This window comes from Modestobacter sp. SSW1-42 (genome assembly GCF_046635825.1).
Classification (GTDB): Bacteria; Actinomycetota; Actinomycetes; order Mycobacteriales; family Geodermatophilaceae; genus Modestobacter.
In genome coordinates this window covers 998,732-1,016,212 of sequence record NZ_JBISCA010000002.1, presented here as the reverse complement: position 1 = coordinate 1,016,212, position 17,481 = coordinate 998,732, and the positions used below count along the sequence as shown (strand labels likewise).

Below are 17,481 nucleotides of genomic sequence, written 5' to 3'. Positions count from 1 at the left end.
ACCACGCCCGCACCGACACCCTCCGCCGCACCGCCACCGGCACCCGCCGACCGCTAACCTGACCCCGCACCCGGGTGGGGACTTTCGATGAGCACCCCTGGGGACATTCGGCGAGCGCCATCACCCCGTAGATGACGCGCTCGCAGTCGACGTCCAGCAGCGTCAGCTCGCGCAGGCTCGTGGCCGTGTCGTGGGAGACGCTGACGTCATGCTCTGGATCGGTCGACCACGGGGACCGATCGCGTAGGTCGTAGGAGGTGTCCTGCCAGCCGTCGACCGAGCCTTCCTCCCCGCAGAAGGTGCACTCCCACACAATCGGTGTCGGCGGCTCACTCCGCCGGATGAGAATGCGGCCAGGGCAACGGCGCCTGCCCCGACGTCGCCGACACGGCAGTGCGCTCACCCAGCCGCCCACCGCGGCCGCGGCCGTGCCGGCTCGGACGACGTCCTTGAGCAACTCGGTCAGCCCGACGATCTGATCCGGCGTCCCGGCAGGCAGCTCGAGCACGTGGCGCAGGTCGTAGACGAACACCGGAGGACGGTACGTCGGTCGGACCGCCGTAGCGGTCCTGCCGCTCGGTCCGCGACGGACTCTGCGCCGAGCGCGTCCGACCGGCGCCAGTAAGGGTTCTTGGGCATACGAGACCATTAGGGATCGAGATCGGACTCAAGTTCCACCCTGGTGTGCCGAAGGACCGCAGGACCGCTCGCGTCCGCATCGAGACGTTGGTTGCGGTCGGGGCAGCGTGCGTCGGTGTGGGAGCGGAGAGCCGGGATGTTCGGATCAGGGGATCGTCGGCGCCAGCAGGTGGAAGAGGGTCACGCAGAGATCATCGAGGCGCGGGCGAATGTCGAGGCGGTGACCGCGGTGGTCAAGGCCCTGGCCAAGGCGCGCACGTCGGACGAGGCAGTGCGCGCCGCACTGGACCTGGTCCGGGAGCGGTTCGGCTGGGCCTACGGCTCGTACTGGCGGATCGATCCGGGCGATGGTGTCCTGCGCTTCGTTCAGGAGTCTGGGGACGCTGGCGAGGACTTCCGGCGGGTCACGCTCGCGGCGACGTTCCGCGAAGGCGTCGGACTGTCAGGCCGGGCCTGGCGGTCCCGCGATCTGGTGTTCGTCCCTGACATAGGCGAGGTCCGTGACTGCCCGCGCGCACCGGTGGCGCAGCGCGTCGGGGTGCGCAGCGGCGTCTGCTTCCCCCTGCTGGAGGACGGCAACGTCACCGGGACGATGGACTTTTTCGCCAGCGAAACCCTCTCCCCGTCCGCGCAACGCCTGGAGACGCTGCGCAGCATCGGAGAACTGGTGTCCCAGGCGATCGAGCGCGTGGCCACGGCCGAACGCCGGGCGCAGGCGGCCGAGGACATGGCGGCCGTCAACAACGTGCTGCGGAGGGCCTCCGCGGCGCGCTCCCTGGAGGAGGCGATGTCGCTGGCACTGGCTACGATCCGAGAGGGCTTCGGCTGGGCCTACGCGTCCTACTGGGCGGTCGACACCGAGGCGCGGGTCCTGCGCTTCGTCCAGGAGTCCGGCGACGCGGGCGGCGAGTTCCGCGAGGTAACGCTGACCGCGTCGTTCCAGGAGGGGGTCGGCCTGTCGGGGCGGACCTGGCGTGCCCGGGACCTGGTGTTCGTCGAGGACCTGGGGGAGGTGACCGACTGCGTGCGCGCCCCGGCAGCCCAACGTGCCGGCGTCAAGTCCGGCGTCTGTCTTCCGATCCTGGTCGGCGGCGAGGTCGTCGGCACCATGGACTTCTTCGCGACGTCGAAGCTCACGCTGTCGGCCAGCCGAGCAGACGCACTGCGCAACGCGGCGTTCCTGCTCGGTCAGGCCGCGGAGCGTTTTACCGCCGCACAGCGGCTCACCACGGCGGGGGAGCAACTTCTGCAGTCCATCACCGAAGTCGAGCGGAACGTGCTGTCGGCCGCCGCGGTGGCCGGCGACGGGCAGCGCCTGACCGACGAGGCGAATCGCGAAGTCGCCGGTCTCGGGGATTCGAGCGCCGACATCGGCAAGGTCGTCAAGGCCATCCGAGGGATCGCCGATCAGACGAACCTGCTGGCGCTCAATGCCACCATCGAGGCTGCGCGGGCGGGAGAGGCCGGCCGCGGCTTCGCGGTCGTGGCCAATGAGGTGAAGGAACTGGCTGCCGAGACCGCACGAGCGACCAAAGACGTGGACGCGAAGGTGACCGCCATCCAGACTCAGGTAGACAGGGTGGTCAGCGCCCTCGCCGAGATCAGCGGCGTGGTCGGGCGCATCAACGAGACTCAGCAACTGATCGGCGGCGTGCTGACCGAGCAGACCGCCGTCACGAAGGCGATTCTCGACTGACGGTGGACGTCGCCGTATCGCAGGTGCCCCCGTTGAGTATCGAGGGCCGACGCCCGGCCGTGCGGTGTTCGCGAGTCCGACCGGTGGTAGGTCGACCCGGCGACTGTCCCCTGTGGCCGACAGCTTCGGACGGTACGGCACTTTCGGACCGGGCATTGCAAGCAGCAGCAGCCGCTCGAGATCTTCGAGATGATGGCTGCGACGAACCAGGTGGGTGGCTTGCGCGAGCGCTGCCGGAGCCCGACGGAGGGCGGAGCTGAACCTTCCACAGGTGTGTGCGGAGACGACGCTCTCCCGTTCGAAATCGCTAACCAAGCGACCCCTTTGGTTTCGACTGGCGTCGGGTGGGTGGGAGGCCGATCAGGCTGCAAAAGGGCGGATCCTGAGCCCGGTCGGCAACGGGCACCCCCTGACCCCTGCTGAACAGCCCGCCACCATCTATGGCCGGGCATTTCGTGATTCGGCTTGATGTGGCGGTATCGGGCCCCGTCCGCCGCCCAGCTTGACCGGGCATCCGGCTGGAGTGCATCAGGTGCGCCGGCCGACTATTGGGCCCGGGCCGGGACGGTGCCGGCTGCTCCGTCCATCCACCGCACCGGCGGTGTCTCGCCCATGGTCCATTCCACCTCGCAGCGGGGTTCATGGCGACCTTCGCGCCATAGCCTGGCGTCGTTTCGGCGGCTCTGAGCGCGATCTGCTTATCCGACCTAATGAGCATCCTTGTCGCCGCGCACGTCGTGATCTCGGTGGGAGCCCCTGCCGCTGCAGGCTGCGGCGCGGTATGAGGTGACGCACCTAAGTGGTGGCTTGCCATTGACCGTCTTGCCATGTCGACACGATAGAATCGCCGAGCGGGAGTCAAATGCTTTGCCATTGTCGACATGATGACATGAGAATTCCGGCCAACGCGATACACATTTGTTTTGACACGCCGAGGGGCGTCCCAATCAGACTGGCTGTAACGGCTCTAACGTGCGCCTTGCAATTGCCGGGACGGACCGTGACGCAGGGGTCAGGTCGTGACTCGGAGCGCGTCCATCCCTTCGTCTCGCAGGAGTTGTCATGAGTTCCCCCGTACCGGTGTCGCCACCGGCCCGCCGCTTCGCCTGGTTCGCCGATCGCCCGGTCGGACTGAAGATCGCCGCCGCGCTGGCGCTGCTGGCCGTTGTCGCGGTCAGCCTGACCGCAGTGGCGGTCGCCCGCATCGGCTCGCTGGCCGCCGACGAGGCGAAGCTGTACGAGCAGGATGTCGTTCCCCTCGCGGCGCTGGGCGACATCCAGCGCTCCATCCAGGGGGATCGAGCCCGGTACCTGACGTACGCGATCGCGGATGCCGAAGCTCGCGCACAGCTGCGGGCGGAACTGGACGATCGGTACGAAACGCTCACCGAGCAGCTGGCGGCCTATGAGCCGATGGCCTCCACCCCGGAGAACTACGCGCGGCTGCTCGGTCTGGTCGACGGCTACTACCAAGCCGTCCAGACCCAGCTCGTGCCGGCGGCCGACCGGGGGGACACGGCCGCGGTTGCCCAACTGGCGGTCGGCGACGTGCGGGACGCCATCAACGCGCTTCTCGACGAGCTCGAGGCGGCGACGGATCGGAAGACCGAGGCGGCCGCAGTCGACACTGAGCACGGTGCTCAGGACGCGAGAGAAGCCACCGTCTTGATGTGGGTCGTCCTCGGCGTCGGCGTCACCCTCTCGGGGCTCCTCGCCGCCGTGGTTATCCGCCAGATCGTCCGCACCGTCGGCTCGGTGCAGCGCTCGGTCGAGGCACTGGCAGCGGGTGACCTCACGGTGACCCCCCAGGTCCGATCCCGTGACGAATTGGGCCGGATGGCGGCGGCCCTGGGCGAGGCTCAGAAAAGCCTGCGGGAGGTGCTGTCCTCGGTGGTGGCCAACGCGGATGCGGTGGCGGCGTCGTCGGAGGAGCTGTCGGCCTCGTCGGCGCAGATCTCCGCATCGGCGGAGGAGACCAGTGCGCAGTCCGGTGTCGTGGCGTCGGCCGCGGAAGAGGTGTCGCGGAACGTGCAGACGGTGGCGGCCGGGGCCGAGGAGATGGGTGCCTCGATCCGGGAGATCGCCACCAACGCCGCCGAGGCCAGCGAGGTGGCTGTCCGGGCGGTGACCGCGGCTGAGCGCACCTCGGCGACGGTGGCGAAGCTGGGCGAGTCCAGCGCCGAGATTGGCAACGTGGTGAAGGTGATCACGAGCATCGCGGAGCAGACGAACCTGCTGGCACTCAACGCAACGATCGAGGCGGCTCGCGCGGGTGAGGCCGGCAAGGGCTTCGCGGTGGTGGCCAATGAGGTCAAGGAGCTGGCGCAGGAGACGGCGAAGGCAACCGAGGACATCGCCCGACGGGTGCAGGCGATCCAGGGCGACACGGGTGCTGCCGTGAGCGCGATCGAGGAGATCAGCCAGATCGTCGCGCAGATCTCCGACCGGCAGACCACCATCGCCTCGGCGGTAGAGGAGCAGACCGCGACCACCAACGAGATGTCCCGGTCGGTCACCGAGGCCGCTGGTGGCTCCGGGCAGATCGCCGAGAACATCGTCGGTGTCTCGGCTGCTGCAGATTCCACCACCCAGGCGCTGACGCAGACCCGGGTCGCGGTCGACGAGCTGTCCCGGATGGCCGCCGACCTGCGCACCAGCGTCGCGCGTTTCACCTACTGAGCCGAGGTTTCGAGAGCCGGGCCAGACAGCACGCGGCCGTCCTCCGCCGATCGTTGGGCGGAGGACGGCCGCCGGCCACCTACGTTGTCTGCCGGGACCGGCAGACCCGGAATGGGAGGCGGCATGCCTTACTCACTGACCAGCGCCACCACCCTCGGTTTCGACCTGGTGCGGCGCCCCGCCGGTCATCGCGTCGCCGACGTCCTCCTCACCGCAATGGCTGTCGACGGCGAGCTGGTCCATCGGCTCGCCGACGTTCATCCCGGCGCAGGGTCCAACTACGCCGTGGACGGACACCGCGCGCGAGAACTCGCCGCGGGCGTGCCGCACCTGGGAAGCATCTCGACACCGAGCGGCCCAGCGGTCAACCCGAGTGCCTTGCTCCGGTCGCTCACTCGCAGCACGGTCGGCAACGCCGCAGCCGCGGAGCGACTACTGCGCGAGGACATCCTCGGCGCCGAGCATCCCGCGGCCTTCGCCGGCGACGATCATGTGTGGGCGCGGGCCACAGACGTGCTGGCCGACGCCGCCATCGGCGTCTGGGCGAGCGATGTGCTCCCGGCCCACCTGGCTCACCGACTCACCGCACCGCTCCAGGCCGCGGACGTGGCATCCCGACTGACTGGAGTTCTCGACCTCGGTCCCACGGCCGTACAGCTGACCGCACTTCTGACCGCCCTCGAGCATCTGGGCACCGAGCACCGACAGCGCTGGCGCCGCACCGTCGATGACGTGCGAGCACGCCGCCGTCCCTGGGCCGAGGCCATGCACAGCGCCTGCTGGGCCGCAAACCTGGCAGGACGCGTCCGTGCCGTGGCCGCAGCGCAACTACTGGCCGTCTCGGCCTTCGGCCGAGGGGGATTCGGCGCGGCCGACGCCGGCTACGGGGTGTGGAATGTGCTCTCCGGCTGCGTGCAGGGACTGGCGCTGGCGGACCTGCTCGATGAAGCCACGCTCGACACCCTGACGCAGCCGTGGGAGCTGGCCACCGGAAGCATGCTTCCCCAGGCGGCCTAGCGTCACAGGTCTGCGAGCGTTCCGTGGGTTGGCATGCGGAGCAGCGGATGGCTGCCCGACCCGTCACCGCCTGCACCTGGACCTGAACCAGTGAGCCGAGGACGTCGACGGGGATCGCGATGCACCCGGGCGGCAAAAAGCTCGCAGGACTCGACGGCAGGCGAGGTCGACCGCGCCACAACACGGTGCCCCGAAGGGCTGCTCGACGCTCTCGTGCCGCTGCGCTTCGTACGCTGACCTGCTCTGCCCGGATGTGTCGCTTCACCAATCGGGCGGGACCTGCCCCACGTCAACCGATCGCCGTACGGTAGGTGTCCTCGTCCAGGCGTCGGGAGGTTCCCACGGACAAATGCCCGGCCTGCAGCCGGCCTTCGAAAGCGGCCAGCACGAAGCCTTCTCCGGTGGCGGAGGGGGCGAAGACGCCGCCGAACTCCAGGAACCAGGCGGCATGGCCGACAGCCTGGCAGGCCGACCAGTCCTCGCCGGTGATGTCCTCAAGGCTCAACCCGACAGACTCCAGCGCCTCTGGGGAGCGCAGGTCGAGCAGGGGCAAGTCAGTGACCGTGATGGCGTGCAGCACGTAGCCGCGGCGCATCATCGCAGCGGGGTCGATCGCCGCGGCCCGAGCGGCACGCTCGAACTCCAGCACGCACGCCCGCAACGGATCGGCCAGATAGATCGTGGGGAAGACCCGCCGCGGGTTCCAGCGGCCGCCGAAGCGATAGGCCCCCTCGCCGGACAAGGGATCGTAGACGGCGTTGGTGTAGCGGTGGACGGTACCCGACCAGGTGGTCGTGCCGAGGTCGTTGACCTGCTGGACGACGGCTTCGTCGAGCGGGGCGGTCACACCACCACGCCGCTCGCCAGCGCTTCGATCAGGTCCAGGACGTCGCGGTAGTCGCCGTCGTGGATGCGATGCGCCGGCGAGTCATGGCCGAGTAGCCGGTTCGGAGTGAACATCCACAGGTTGGCTTCCTCCCGCGGAAGGATGGCCGTGACGGCGTCGGCGACATAGGCCAGCTCCACAAGGCGCTGCTTGTTGAGCTTCTGCGGGACGACCTCGCCACTGGACCACCGCGCCACCGACCGCGGGGAGGCGTCCACGATTCGCCCGATCTCCTCCTGAGTCAGTCCCAACCCGGAGATCAAGCCGGTCACCTTGTGCGCCAGTGCCCCGGCAGTGGCCATCTGTCACCTCTTCTGTCACAGTCTCTGTCAGCTAGTATGTCACCGACCGTGAGGCGACGTCGAGAGGGGTGAGCCCGTGGGGATCGAGTTCCGGCTCGGAGGGCAGGACCACAAGAAGGTCGAGGACTTCCTCGCCGGCCACCCTGGCGGAGTCTCCGCGATCGTGCTGGACACCAAGGCCGCCAAGCACCAGCAGGCCGCGGCCGAGGCGGCCCGGGAGGGCGACGTCGCGGTCTACTTCGACCCGGCCACCGAGCGGCTGACCGCGCCTGGCTTCGACCTGCCGGGCCTGGCCTACAACCCGCCCGTTCCCTACGACGTCGACCAGCTCGCCCGCGACCACCGGGCGCGCGCCACGCTGGTCGCCGAGGTGGTCGAAGCACACCCGGCCTTCGTCACCGCGGTCACGCCACCGCACTTCTTCGTCCGCGACGAGCGAACCGCGAACCTCAACGTCGACCTCGCCGAGCGGACCCTGCACGAGCACGGCCCCGCAGTGCGAGCCACCGTCGTGCTCACCAGCAGGTTCCCCGTCGCGTCAGCCGCCGAGCTGGCCCGCGAGTACTACCGGGCCGGTATGCGGGTCGTGGAGGTGCGAATCTCCCCGCTCGGCGGGGAGGACGAGGGGGTGCGCAAGGTGCGCAGCGCCTTCGCCGTCCTGCAGGCGTTCAGCGACGCCGGGCTGACGGTCACCGCCGGGCTGTCGGGCAACATCGGTCAGGTCGCGCTGGCGCTCGGCCACGCCGGGCACTACTCCGTCGGGATCGGCATGCGCGAGCGTGTCGACCACGCCGCGGCGATCAGTCGCCAGAAGCAGCCGCCCAAGCCGCCGCCCGCCGACGGCTCGCCGGAGGGCGGCGGTGGGCCCATCGCGGGCATCTACCTGCCTGGAGCGGCGCTGACCGTCAGCCGCAAGATCGGCGCCGGCTACCTGTCGAACACCGACATCCGAACCCGGGTGGGCGGCTGCCGGCTCGGCGCATGTGGGAGCAGCGTCAACGGTCCCGCCAACGACCCCCGAGGCCACTACCTGCACGCCCGCGCCGCCGAGGTCGACAAGCTGCTTACCGCTCCTGCTCCATGGCGGGCCGGTATCGAGGTCGACCGCCTCACCCGGGCACGCGAGCTGCGGCTCATGATCAATCGCAAGTATCGGGCCGAGGACGGGCCTGAGTTGCCGGTCCGCACGATTAACAGCCTGCTCGAAGACATCGCCACGGAGCGGGAGCAGAAGACCGCCTAAGCCAGTGCGGGAGATGGCTCAACCACCTTCATCGTCGGTGGACCGGATCGCGCGGGCACATCCGCCGCTTATCGCGGCCGGCTCCACGGCCTTTGCGCCCTCCTGGAGCGGTGGCTCGGGCTCGTCCCTCGGCCGCGCAGACCGCCGTGGCTCTCGAGCGCGGGCGTGTCGGCAACAGTGCCCCAGCCACAACGAGCCAGGTCGCTGCTCGACGCAGGACGTCTGACGTACCATCGCCCGGCCTGGCAATCAATCTCAATGAGTGCGCCGAACGATGACGACGGCTCGCCTAACCGAGACCCGGCCAAGCGCAGACGGAGGGGCGAAGGCCCGCGGAAGGGAACGCGTGGCTGACGAGGGTTCCGAGATCCAGGACGGGCTGCCCGCTCCGCGGGTCCGGCCCGAGGCGGTCGAGCTGACCGACGTCGTCGATCCCACGGACGCGCGTCAGACGTTGCTCGACCTGGCGACGACGGCGGCCGGTATCGGCACATTCGACTGGGACCTCACCACCGGGGTGCTCGAGTGGGACGAGCGGATGCGCGAGCTGTTCGGTTACGACGAGGATGCCTTCGGCCGGTCGATCGAGGCCTTCAACGACCGACTGCATCCCGAGGACGTGGCAAGGGTGGGTCTCCTCCTGCAGCGGGCCATCGACAGCTGCGGGGACTACGAGGCCGAGTACCGGGTCGTCCACCCCGACGACACCATTCGCTGGATCGCGGCCCGTGGCCGGGCGCTGTGCGACGAGACGGGTGTGACCACCCGAGTCTTGGGCGCGGCCTGGGACGTCACGCCCCATCACGAGGCCCAGGACGGTCTGGCCCGCATCCTGGAGGACATGGCGGTCGGCTTCTTCACCGTCGACCGCAGCTGGGTCTTCAGCCGCATCAACGCCGAGGGCGAGCGCATCCTGGGGGCCTCCCGCGCGGACCTGCTCGGCCGGAACATCTGGCGGCGCTTCCCCGCGGCGGTGGGCTCACCGTTCGAGGCTCACTACCGCCACGCGGTCGACGCCGGGACCCCGGTGTCCTTCGATGCCTACTACCCCGAGCCGCTCGACATCTGGGTCGAGGTCCGCGCCGTGCCCACTCCCGAGGGATTGTCCGTCTATTTCCTCGACACCACTGAGCGGCGGCGCCTGCAGGAACGCGTGGAGCGCCGGGCCGGTCGCGAACGACTGCTGAGCCGCATCGGCGAACAGCTCACCCGGACGGTTGACCCCGGTGCCGCCGCCGAGCGTCTCGCCCGGCTGGTCGTGCCCGACCTCGCCGACTGGTCGGTCGTCACCCTGGTCGACGACGACCGGGGCGCCGGATCGCGACGCGGGCTGCGCAACGCGGCGTCCTTCCATGCCGATCCCGCCATGCGCCCGGTAGCGGACGCCTATGCGCGGAACAGGCTGACCGCGCTCACCGACGACGCGATCATCGTGCGGGCCGTGGAGAGCGGTCAGCTGCAGCTGATCGAGCGCGACGCCACCTCCCGCGGGCTGGCCATGCTGGCTCCCGGGCCCGTCCGCGAGGCACTCAGCACGCTGGGCCCCGAAGCCGTGGCCGTTCTCCCTCTTCCGGGCAGTGCCGGCCCGGTCGGCTTGCTCACTCTGGCCAACGGCGGCGACCGCGGGCCCTTCACCGACGACGACCTGGACGGCGCCCGCCAGGTCGCCGCCCGCGCCGGCCTGGCGCTAGACGCGGCACGGTTGTTCCGCCAGCAGCAGACGCTCGCCGAGACGCTGCAGAGGTCGATGCTCACCGCCCCACCCGAGCCCGATCACCTGCAGGTCGTCGTCCGCTACCTCGCCGCCAGCCAGGCCGCCCAGGTCGGCGGCGACTGGTACGACGCCTTTGTTCAGCCCGACGGAGCGACCGTGCTGGTGATCGGTGATGTCGTGGGCCACGACGCCCGGGCCGCGGCCCACATGGGGCAGATCCGCACACTCCTGCGGGCGCTGGGCGCGGACCGGTCCTACAGCCCGGCGGAACTGCTCCAGCACACCGACCGCGTCATGGAGACCCTGCAGGTCGACACCGCGGCCACCGCCGTCGTGGCTCGGCTCGAGCAGAGCGAGAGCCAGGCGCGTCGCGGGCTGACCGTGCTGCGGTGGTCCAACGCCGGCCATCCCCCACCGTTCGTCATCAGTGCCGACGGCGGCGTCACCCAGCTCCACGCCGCCACGACGAACCTGCTGCTCGGTGTCCGCCCCGACACCGAGCGCCTCGAATTCGAGGCGACCCTAGACCGCGACGCGGTGGTCCTGCTCTACACCGACGGTCTCGTCGAACGACGCGACCAGGATCTCGACCAAGGGCTCCACCGGCTGCACCGCGCGCTGGAGGAGCTCGCCGGCCGGGAGCTCGATGAGATCTGCGACGAGCTGCTGGCCCGTCTGGTGCCGGAGAACCCCGATGACGACGTGGCGATCGTCGCGGTGCGCCTGCATCCGCAGAACAAGCCGCGGCCCCCGGAGGCCGGGCCCAACCGGATCCCGCCGAACGTGCCGCCGGCCCCGAGGGTCATCCCGCAGCCCGACTGAGGCTGCCGCCCGCGTACGGGGTGACAGTCCGGCGACCAGCGCTGCCGGAGGGTCAAGCCGGCACGTGAGAAGCGCTGTGCGGGACGATCAGGCGCTCGACCAGTGCCCACACCGACTTCCTGCCGTCGCCCACGGTCCAGCCGTGCGCCGAGGCGAGGCGGGCGACCAGGTACAGGCCCATCCCGCCGTCCGCCGGATCGCGGTCGACCGCCAGGGTGGGCGGCCGGTCGGCGGCGGTGTCCGAGACGGCGAGCAGCCAGCCGCTCGCGGTAGCGCACAGCGTGATCTCCACCGGCGGGTCACCGTGCCGCAGGCCGTTGCTCGCCAGCTCCTCGACGACGAGAAGAATGCGTTCCAGGTCATCCGTCGCCGCGCCGGGGCCCGCCGCTGCGGACTGGGCCGGGACGATGGGGCGCAGTCGAGCCCGCACTCCTCTCAGGTCGGCAGGCCTGCTGACCGTGGTGTGAAGGCGGCGGTCGGCATCAATGCCCACCGGCGGCCGGCACGGTCCCCACGATGCCTGTGGCACTTGGGTCGCTCTCCCCGAGGTCGCGGCGGTAGTTCACCCGTCTGTGTCGTCACGGAACCGGGCTAGATGGTGCATCGGCAGTCCGGCCGGCAGGCTTTACCCCGCACCGCGGGCCACTAACAGCCGAACTGATCGTGCGGGGGGTCGCTGCAATCCCTGGCCGGGAAATTCCGCACCATCTCGTCGATGCCCAGGTGGCAGCCGCCGGGGCAGTCGAACTCGATCGGGTCGACGAAATCCGTCGCCGCCTTCCAGCCCACGGCCGCGCTGCTCCCGCAGCGCGGACACCGCTCCCAGGTGATCCACTCGCTGCTGCTCACGGTCGGCCTCCGCTCCGGCGTGCATACCTCCAGTGCCCGACCAGGGACGCCGGCACTCGCGTCACCCTGTTCGAGATCAGCCCTCGCGTCTTTCCCCCGCCATCGACCGGGGATACCCGCGCCCGGTTGCCCTCGCCGACTGCTCACCCGCCGAGGCATGCCGCCAGGCTCTCCGCTGGCGGGCTTCGGGCGGCCCAGCCACCGTCGCCGTCAACGTCACCGGCGGCCAGCTGGTGCATTCCTCCTACGCCGACCGCGTGTCAGCGCTGCTCGACCGGCTCGGGCTGCCGCCGTCCGCCCTGGTGCTCGAGGTGACCGAGTCCTCGCTGGCCGGCGAGACCGACGCCGCCCTCGACACGCTGCGCCGGCTGCGGAGCCTCGGCCCATCGCGGTCGACGACTTCGGCACGGGATACTCCAGCCCAGCCCGACTGACCCGATTGCCGGTCGACATCCACAAGATCGACCGGTCCTTCATCCAGCAGATCCGCCGACTAGATGACCCGGCCCCGTGGTGCAGGCCGTACTGGCGCTGGCCCGCGCCCTCGGCCTCGACGTGATCGCCGAAGGCGTCGAGCACACCCACCAAGCACAGGTTCTGCGCAGGCTCGGATGCGTGCACGCCCAGGGCTACCTCTACGGCCGACCAGCAGCCGCCTCCGCACTTTTTCAGGACGCCGCTTTGCGGCCCGCAGCCACAGAGGTCGTGGCGTCTTTGGCGGGCTGAGGTCCGGCCAGCCGCGACTCGCCGACATGGCAACTGCCGATGAAGATCAGCGTTCGCTCACCCCAGCCCCGCTGCTCGTTGTGTCTCGTAAGGCTAAAGGGTTCCACGTCGTTCGAGGACTACCTGGGCAGACAGAAATCGCAGACGCACAAGCGGGTCACACCGTTGCAGCCACCGAGGGCCGACTTGGCGGCGATACCGCAGCACAACTTCGATCGTCAAGTCCTCGGCCGCGGATTCATCGCTGCCCAACCGGCGCATCCAGCCGTACACGATGGCCAGCTCATCGGGAGGCACGCCCGCTGGGGTCGACACAGAGACCTCCTCGGCGGCGCGTTTCGGTCGCGCAGCCCAGGATGTCTCACTCAGCCCCCTCACATGGGCACGCCACGAGCGGTTCATCCCGTTGTGTGGAAGGTCAACGGGTGCCGGTCGGTCCTGCGCGGCGTGCCTCCGCGCGGTCAGGTGGACCAAGACCACGACGTCACACTGATTTTGTGGTGCGCCCCATCTGGCCACTAGCGCTACCGTCCCATGACGGGTCCGCGGACACGCTGCGCGCGGTGGGCGGGAGGTCGACGCTAGTCGACACGCCAGTCGCGTAGCCTTACTTCGGCCAGCCCCAGCTGTGGCCGCGCAGGCCAAGCTGAACCCGTCGGCGCCTGCCGTTCACTCGAATTCCCTGCTCGTCTCAATTCTCAACGACGACCAGCGTTTTCCGATCAGCCTGAACTTTGCGCCGCCGCACATCGACTACGATCCGCCTGTTCGGCCGGGCATGGAGGGTCCCTCAAACAACGGCACGCATGCTACCTTTTCGGGTAGTTCGGGCCCCGCTTCGCGGGGCCCATCGCCGTTTCTGGGGGTGACCTGTTGGTCATTGTTGGGTGGCGTTGAAAATGCACGGTGGAATGAAGGTGTACGCCGGCGACCCAGCCGCCGCCCGCGCCTATGTGGAGGCCGACCGGGGCCGGGCCGATGACTACTACCTCACCGAGGGCACCGGTTTTGCCCGCCGCTTCACCGCCGCCGAGGGGCACGTGCGGGAGCTGACGTCGCTGACCGGCGACGGCTACGAGACCTGGGTGGCCGGCCGCGACCCGGACACCGACCAGCCGCGGGGGCAGCTGCGCGACGATGCGCGGGCGGTGCGGTTCGTCGAGGTGGTGGTCAACGGCCCGAAAACCTGGTCACTGGCGGCCGCGCTGCATCCGGACATCGCCAAGGCATACGAGGCGGCGCAGGACCGAGCCGCCAGCGAGATCGTCGGCTGGCTGTCCCAGCACGCCACCACCCGGGTCGGCCCGCGCGGCGGGCAGGTGCAGGTGCCGCTGCAGGTGCTGGAGGCGGCCACCGTGCGGCACTACACCTCCCGCGCCAACGATCCGCACTGGCATCTGCACCTGCAATTGCTGTCCCGGGTGTTCGCCGCCGGGAAATGGCGCGGCTTGCACACCGTCGGCATCCGCGATTCCCTGACTGCGATCAACGGGATCGGGCACGCGGCGATGGCGTGTGACCCGGAATTGAACGCCGCCTTCGCCGCGCACGGCTACACGAAGGACGCTACTGGAGAAATACTGGAGCTCGCCGACTACGTCGGCCCCTTCAGCGCGCGGCACGCGCAGATCGCCCGGAATGTGGACCGCTACGAACGGGAATGGGCCGCCGCGCACCCCGGCGAGGCCCCCGGCCCCGCGCTGCGCCGCGCGTGGGACGCCCGCGCCTGGGCCGACGGGCGCCCGGACAAGGTCGCCCCGCAGCCGGGCGGGAACGTGGCGGAACGCTGGCGGACGGCGTTGCACGACCTGGGCTGCCGCGACCCGGCCGGCCCCGTGAACCTGACGCCCACCTCGGTCGGCGCCCTCGACCGAGAGGAGCTGGTGCAGCGCGCGCTGGCCCGGCTGGCGGCGGGCCGGTCGGCGTGGAACGCCGCGGACGTGCGCGGCGAGGTGGAGCGGCTGATCGCCGCCGCAGGTGTGGTGGCCGGGGCGGCGGTGCGCGTCGAGCTGGCCGAGGACCTCACCGCCCGCGCCATGGCACGCTGCATGCCGCTGCTGGAGCGCGGCGGGGTACCGGAGCACATTCGGGCCTGGACGTCACAGCCGGTACTCGAGGTGGAGGCCGACCTGACCGCCCGGTTCGCCGCCCGCGCCACCACCGGCGGACCGGAACCGGACCTGACATCCCCGGTCCCCGCGGCCGACGGCAGGAGGTTGGATGCCGGCCAGGCGGCGGTGGTCGCCGCGCTGGCCGGCGAGCGGTCGCTGGCCGTGGTGGAGGGTGCGGCCGGCGCCGGCAAGACCACCACCCTGGCCGCCACCCGCGACGTGCTCGGCCAGCGGGGACGTCGACTCCTGGTGGTGACGCCGACGCTGAAGGCCGCCCAGGTCGCCGCCGCGGAGGTGGGCGCGGCGGCGGGGTCGGCGGCGTGGCTGGTCTACCAGCACGGCTGGCGCTGGAATGCCGACGGCGCCTGGACCCGGCTCGTCCCCGGGCAGACCGATCCGGTCACCGGCCGCGCCTATGCCGGCCCGGCGGAGGAGGGGCGGCTGCGGCCGGGAGAGCTGCTGGTGGTCGACGAGGCCGGCATGCTCGACCAGGACACCGCCCGCGCGCTGCTCACCGTCGCCGACGAATGCCGGGTGCGGGTGGCGCTGCTCGGCGACCGGCACCAGCTGACGGCGGTCGGCCGCGGCGGCGTCCTCGATCTCGCCGCCGACGCGGTCGACCCGGCGGCGCACCTGACCCTCGAGGCAGTGCACCGGTTTACCCGCAGCGGCGAGGCCGGCCAGATGCTGCCCGACACCGAGTACGCCGACCTGACGCTGGCCATGCGGACCGGCGCCGATCCTGCCGCGGTGTTCGACGCGCTGCTGGCGCGTGGGCGGATCCGGCTGCACCCGGATGCGGCCGCGCTTCGGGGAGTGATCGCGGCGGCCGCCGCCGGGCAGCTTCTCTGCGGCGAGCGTGTGGCGGTGGTGGTGGACACCCGTGAGCAGGCCGCCGAGCTCAACGCCGCGATCCGCGAACAGCTGGTGGCGGTCGGCCGGGTCGACGACCAGCGCGTCGCCGTCACCGGCGCCGGGCAGCGGATCGGCGCCGGGGACCGGATCGCCACCCGCCGCAACGACCGCGACCTGGGCGTGGCCAACCGCGATACCTGGACCGTCACCGCCGTCGGCCGAAACGGTGAACTCGCTGTCACCCCCGCCGGCCCGGTCACCGGGGACGTTCGCCGCGGTGTCACCCCGGAGGCGGGAGGGGCGCGGGTGCTGCCCGCCGACTACGTCACCGCGCACGTGGAGCTGGCCTACGCCGGCACCGCGCACGGGGTGCAGGGTGAGACCGTCACCGCCGCGCACGTGGTGGTCGGCGAGCACACCGGGGCGGCGTCGGCCTACGTCGGCATGACCCGCGGCCGGGAGACCAACATCGCCCACCTGGTCGCCGCCGACGCCGACGAGGCCCGCGAGGAGTGGGTGGCGGTGTTCGCCCGCGACCGGGCCGACCTAGGCCCCGGACACGCCGCCCAGCTCGCCGCCGCCGAGGCCGCCCGGTACGCCCCCTCCCGCCCGCTGGCCGACGTGCTGGCCGGGCTGCGCACGGCGTGGACGGCCGAGCAGCGCTGCCTGCAGCGACTTGCCCACTGGGAGCGGGAGCGCGACACGCTGCGGGAGGTCGTCGCGCTCGAAGCCCCCCACGCCGGCGCACTCACAAACCTCGAAGCCGCCCGAGATCGGACGGCGATCGCTGCGGAACAGGCCAGACGCCGGGCCGGGGACAGCGGCGCGGCCGTCACCGCCCACACCGACCTGGTCCGCGACACGCTCCTCGCGCGCTGGGACGTCGAACGCGACGGCGCCCGCCGCGCCGCGCGGGTCGTGCTCAACGGATCGGGCCGGTTCGGCCGCCGGCGCGGCGCGGTGGCCCGCGCCGGCGAGCAGCTCACCGACTGGGCCGACCGGTGGCGGCCCCACCTGCCGTCCCTGCCCACCGACCCGAAGGACCTCGCCCCGGTGGCCGGCTGGTTCGACGACCGCCCCGCCCTGTGGGAGGCGTTCCACGCCTCCGCCCGCCGGGCCGCCGAACAGGCCCACCCCCACCACGCGCAGCTCTGCGCAGCCGCCGACGCGGCCCGGACCACCCACGAGCAGGCCCGGCACGCCGTGGCCGAGGCCGGCCGACGCCGCGACGAGCGGCTCGCCCCCTTCGGTCCCCTGGGCTGGGCCCCGAACCCGACCGGCCGGCTCACCGAGCTCGACCGCGACATCGCCGCCACCCGCCAGGCGCTCACCGACACACGCGCGCGCATCGCGACCCTCACCGCGGAACCGGCGCTTGCCGTCCTGGCGGCCGACCGGCTCGCCCGGGAACAGGCGCAGGCAGGCGTCCGCCGCGAGCTGGATCACACCGTACGGCCGGGCGCCGGCGAAGCGCCCTCGTCGCGACCGCCCCGCAGCGTCCGGCCGCCGGAACCGATCACTCGGCTGAGTTCGCGACCCGACGCCGGCGTCAGCCGCTGACCCTGCGGCAGACCGCCCCGCAGCCGGCCAGGATGCCGGCCGCAGCGGGCCGCCGGAAGGGCGCTGACGCGCGTCCCGTCGGGATGGGCCTTCGGCCCACCCTTCCCCCGGCCCACTGCAGCCGATAGGGCCGGTTGTGCGGAACGGTCAGAAGTGTGGACGAGACGCCGCAGCGCCCCTGGGCGGCGTCCGGCGACCTGGTGGATCCGGGTCAAGAAGCGGGCGCACGGTCGATCGCGGCCCCACGCCTGCGGCCGGTCCGAAACTCACCGGCAGCTGGGACACCCCGGCGCCGTCGGTCGCGACGCGGGAACAGGAGACGAGCCGGAGAGCTGCACAGATACCGGAGACCAACAGGAGATTTTCCGGAGAAGTTGGCTGT

The 17,481-nt window shown here is 71.2% G+C and carries 14 protein-coding genes; 9 read left to right on the top strand and 5 right to left on the bottom strand.

Translation table 11 applies throughout. From position 1 onward, the window contains the following. Positions 1-532 (bottom strand): hypothetical protein (locus ACGBYP_RS10285; RefSeq protein ID WP_411583659.1); only part of this gene is annotated, 532 nt, incomplete at its 3' end. 243 nt (positions 533-775) lie between these two features. Between ACGBYP_RS10285 and ACGBYP_RS10280 the strand changes: the two genes are divergently transcribed. From ACGBYP_RS10280 to ACGBYP_RS10270, 3 genes are all read left to right on the top strand, one after another. Then, a complete protein-coding gene (locus tag ACGBYP_RS10280) occupies positions 776-2,335 on the top strand; it encodes a GAF domain-containing protein (RefSeq protein WP_411583657.1) in 1,560 nt (519 codons plus the stop codon). Between the two features lie 1,062 nt (positions 2,336-3,397). Then, a complete protein-coding gene (locus ACGBYP_RS10275) occupies positions 3,398-5,014 on the top strand; it encodes a methyl-accepting chemotaxis protein (protein ID WP_411583655.1) in 1,617 nt (538 codons plus the stop codon). Positions 5,015-5,137: 123 nt separating this feature from the next. Beyond that, entirely contained in the window at positions 5,138-6,031 is an 894-nt protein-coding gene (locus ACGBYP_RS10270; protein ID WP_411583654.1) for a hypothetical protein, read from the top strand. 289 nt (positions 6,032-6,320) lie between these two features. Here the strand turns inward: ACGBYP_RS10270 and ACGBYP_RS10265 are convergent, their stop codons facing one another. After that, positions 6,321-6,878, bottom strand: coding sequence for an RES family NAD+ phosphorylase (locus ACGBYP_RS10265; RefSeq protein ID WP_411583653.1), 558 nt, complete (start codon positions 6,876-6,878; stop codon positions 6,321-6,323). Further along, entirely contained in the window at positions 6,875-7,219 is a 345-nt protein-coding gene (locus tag ACGBYP_RS10260; RefSeq protein WP_411583652.1) for an antitoxin Xre/MbcA/ParS toxin-binding domain-containing protein, read from the bottom strand. Before ACGBYP_RS10260 ends, ACGBYP_RS10265 begins: the two co-directional genes overlap by 4 nt. Before the next feature lie 76 nt (positions 7,220-7,295). Between ACGBYP_RS10260 and ACGBYP_RS10255 the strand changes: the two genes are divergently transcribed. Both ACGBYP_RS10255 and ACGBYP_RS10250 read left to right on the top strand, forming a co-directional pair. After that, complete coding sequence (locus ACGBYP_RS10255) at positions 7,296-8,462, top strand: hypothetical protein (RefSeq protein WP_411583651.1); 1,167 nt, start codon at positions 7,296-7,298, stop codon at positions 8,460-8,462. A 346-nt stretch (positions 8,463-8,808) separates the two neighbouring features. Beyond that, complete coding sequence (locus tag ACGBYP_RS10250; RefSeq protein ID WP_411583649.1) at positions 8,809-10,998, top strand: SpoIIE family protein phosphatase; 2,190 nt, start codon at positions 8,809-8,811, stop codon at positions 10,996-10,998. A gap of 52 nt (positions 10,999-11,050) precedes the next feature. Here ACGBYP_RS10250 and ACGBYP_RS10245 read toward each other — a convergent pair whose 3' ends face one another. Together ACGBYP_RS10245 and ACGBYP_RS10240 are read right to left on the bottom strand one after the other, a co-directional pair. Next, on the bottom strand, positions 11,051-11,428 hold the full coding sequence (locus tag ACGBYP_RS10245; protein WP_411583647.1) for an ATP-binding protein: 378 nt from the start codon (positions 11,426-11,428) through the stop codon (positions 11,051-11,053). A gap of 215 nt (positions 11,429-11,643) precedes the next feature. Beyond that, complete coding sequence (locus ACGBYP_RS10240) at positions 11,644-11,847, bottom strand: hypothetical protein (protein ID WP_411583645.1); 204 nt, start codon at positions 11,845-11,847, stop codon at positions 11,644-11,646. Between the two features lie 32 nt (positions 11,848-11,879). Here ACGBYP_RS10240 and ACGBYP_RS10235 point away from each other — a divergent pair, with 32 nt between their 5' ends. The 4 genes from ACGBYP_RS10235 (at position 11,880) to mobF (ending at position 17,099) form a co-directional block, all read left to right on the top strand. Beyond that, positions 11,880-12,281 (top strand): EAL domain-containing protein, encoded by a 402-nt coding sequence (locus ACGBYP_RS10235; protein ID WP_411583644.1) that lies wholly within the window; start codon positions 11,880-11,882, stop codon positions 12,279-12,281. Further along, the gene (locus ACGBYP_RS10230) at positions 12,233-12,406 is read left to right on the top strand and encodes an EAL domain-containing protein (protein ID WP_411583713.1); all 174 of its coding nucleotides are present in this window, start codon (positions 12,233-12,235) and stop codon (positions 12,404-12,406) included. The genes ACGBYP_RS10235 and ACGBYP_RS10230 overlap by 49 nt, the downstream gene beginning before the upstream one ends. Continuing rightward, positions 12,358-12,573, top strand: coding sequence for an EAL domain-containing protein (locus ACGBYP_RS10225; RefSeq protein ID WP_411583642.1), 216 nt, complete (start codon positions 12,358-12,360; stop codon positions 12,571-12,573). The genes ACGBYP_RS10230 and ACGBYP_RS10225 overlap by 49 nt, the downstream gene beginning before the upstream one ends. Before the next feature lie 911 nt (positions 12,574-13,484). Further along, on the top strand, positions 13,485-17,099 hold the full coding sequence (mobF, locus tag ACGBYP_RS10220; protein WP_411583640.1) for a MobF family relaxase: 3,615 nt from the start codon (positions 13,485-13,487) through the stop codon (positions 17,097-17,099). The last annotated feature ends 382 nt before the right edge of the window (positions 17,100-17,481 follow it).

Bases quoted from the DNA above. Each gene is read 5' to 3' on its own strand.
- ACGBYP_RS10275 (WP_411583655.1), top strand. From the start codon at position 3,398: ATGAGTTCCCCCGTACCGGTGTCGCCACCGGCCCGCCGCTTCGCCTGG.
- ACGBYP_RS10260 (WP_411583652.1), bottom strand. From the start codon at position 7,219: ATGGCCACTGCCGGGGCACTGGCGCACAAGGTGACCGGCTTGATCTCC.
- mobF (WP_411583640.1), top strand. From the start codon at position 13,485: ATGAAGGTGTACGCCGGCGACCCAGCCGCCGCCCGCGCCTATGTGGAG.
- ACGBYP_RS10270 (WP_411583654.1), top strand. From the start codon at position 5,138: ATGCCTTACTCACTGACCAGCGCCACCACCCTCGGTTTCGACCTGGTG.
- ACGBYP_RS10280 (WP_411583657.1), top strand. From the start codon at position 776: ATGTTCGGATCAGGGGATCGTCGGCGCCAGCAGGTGGAAGAGGGTCAC.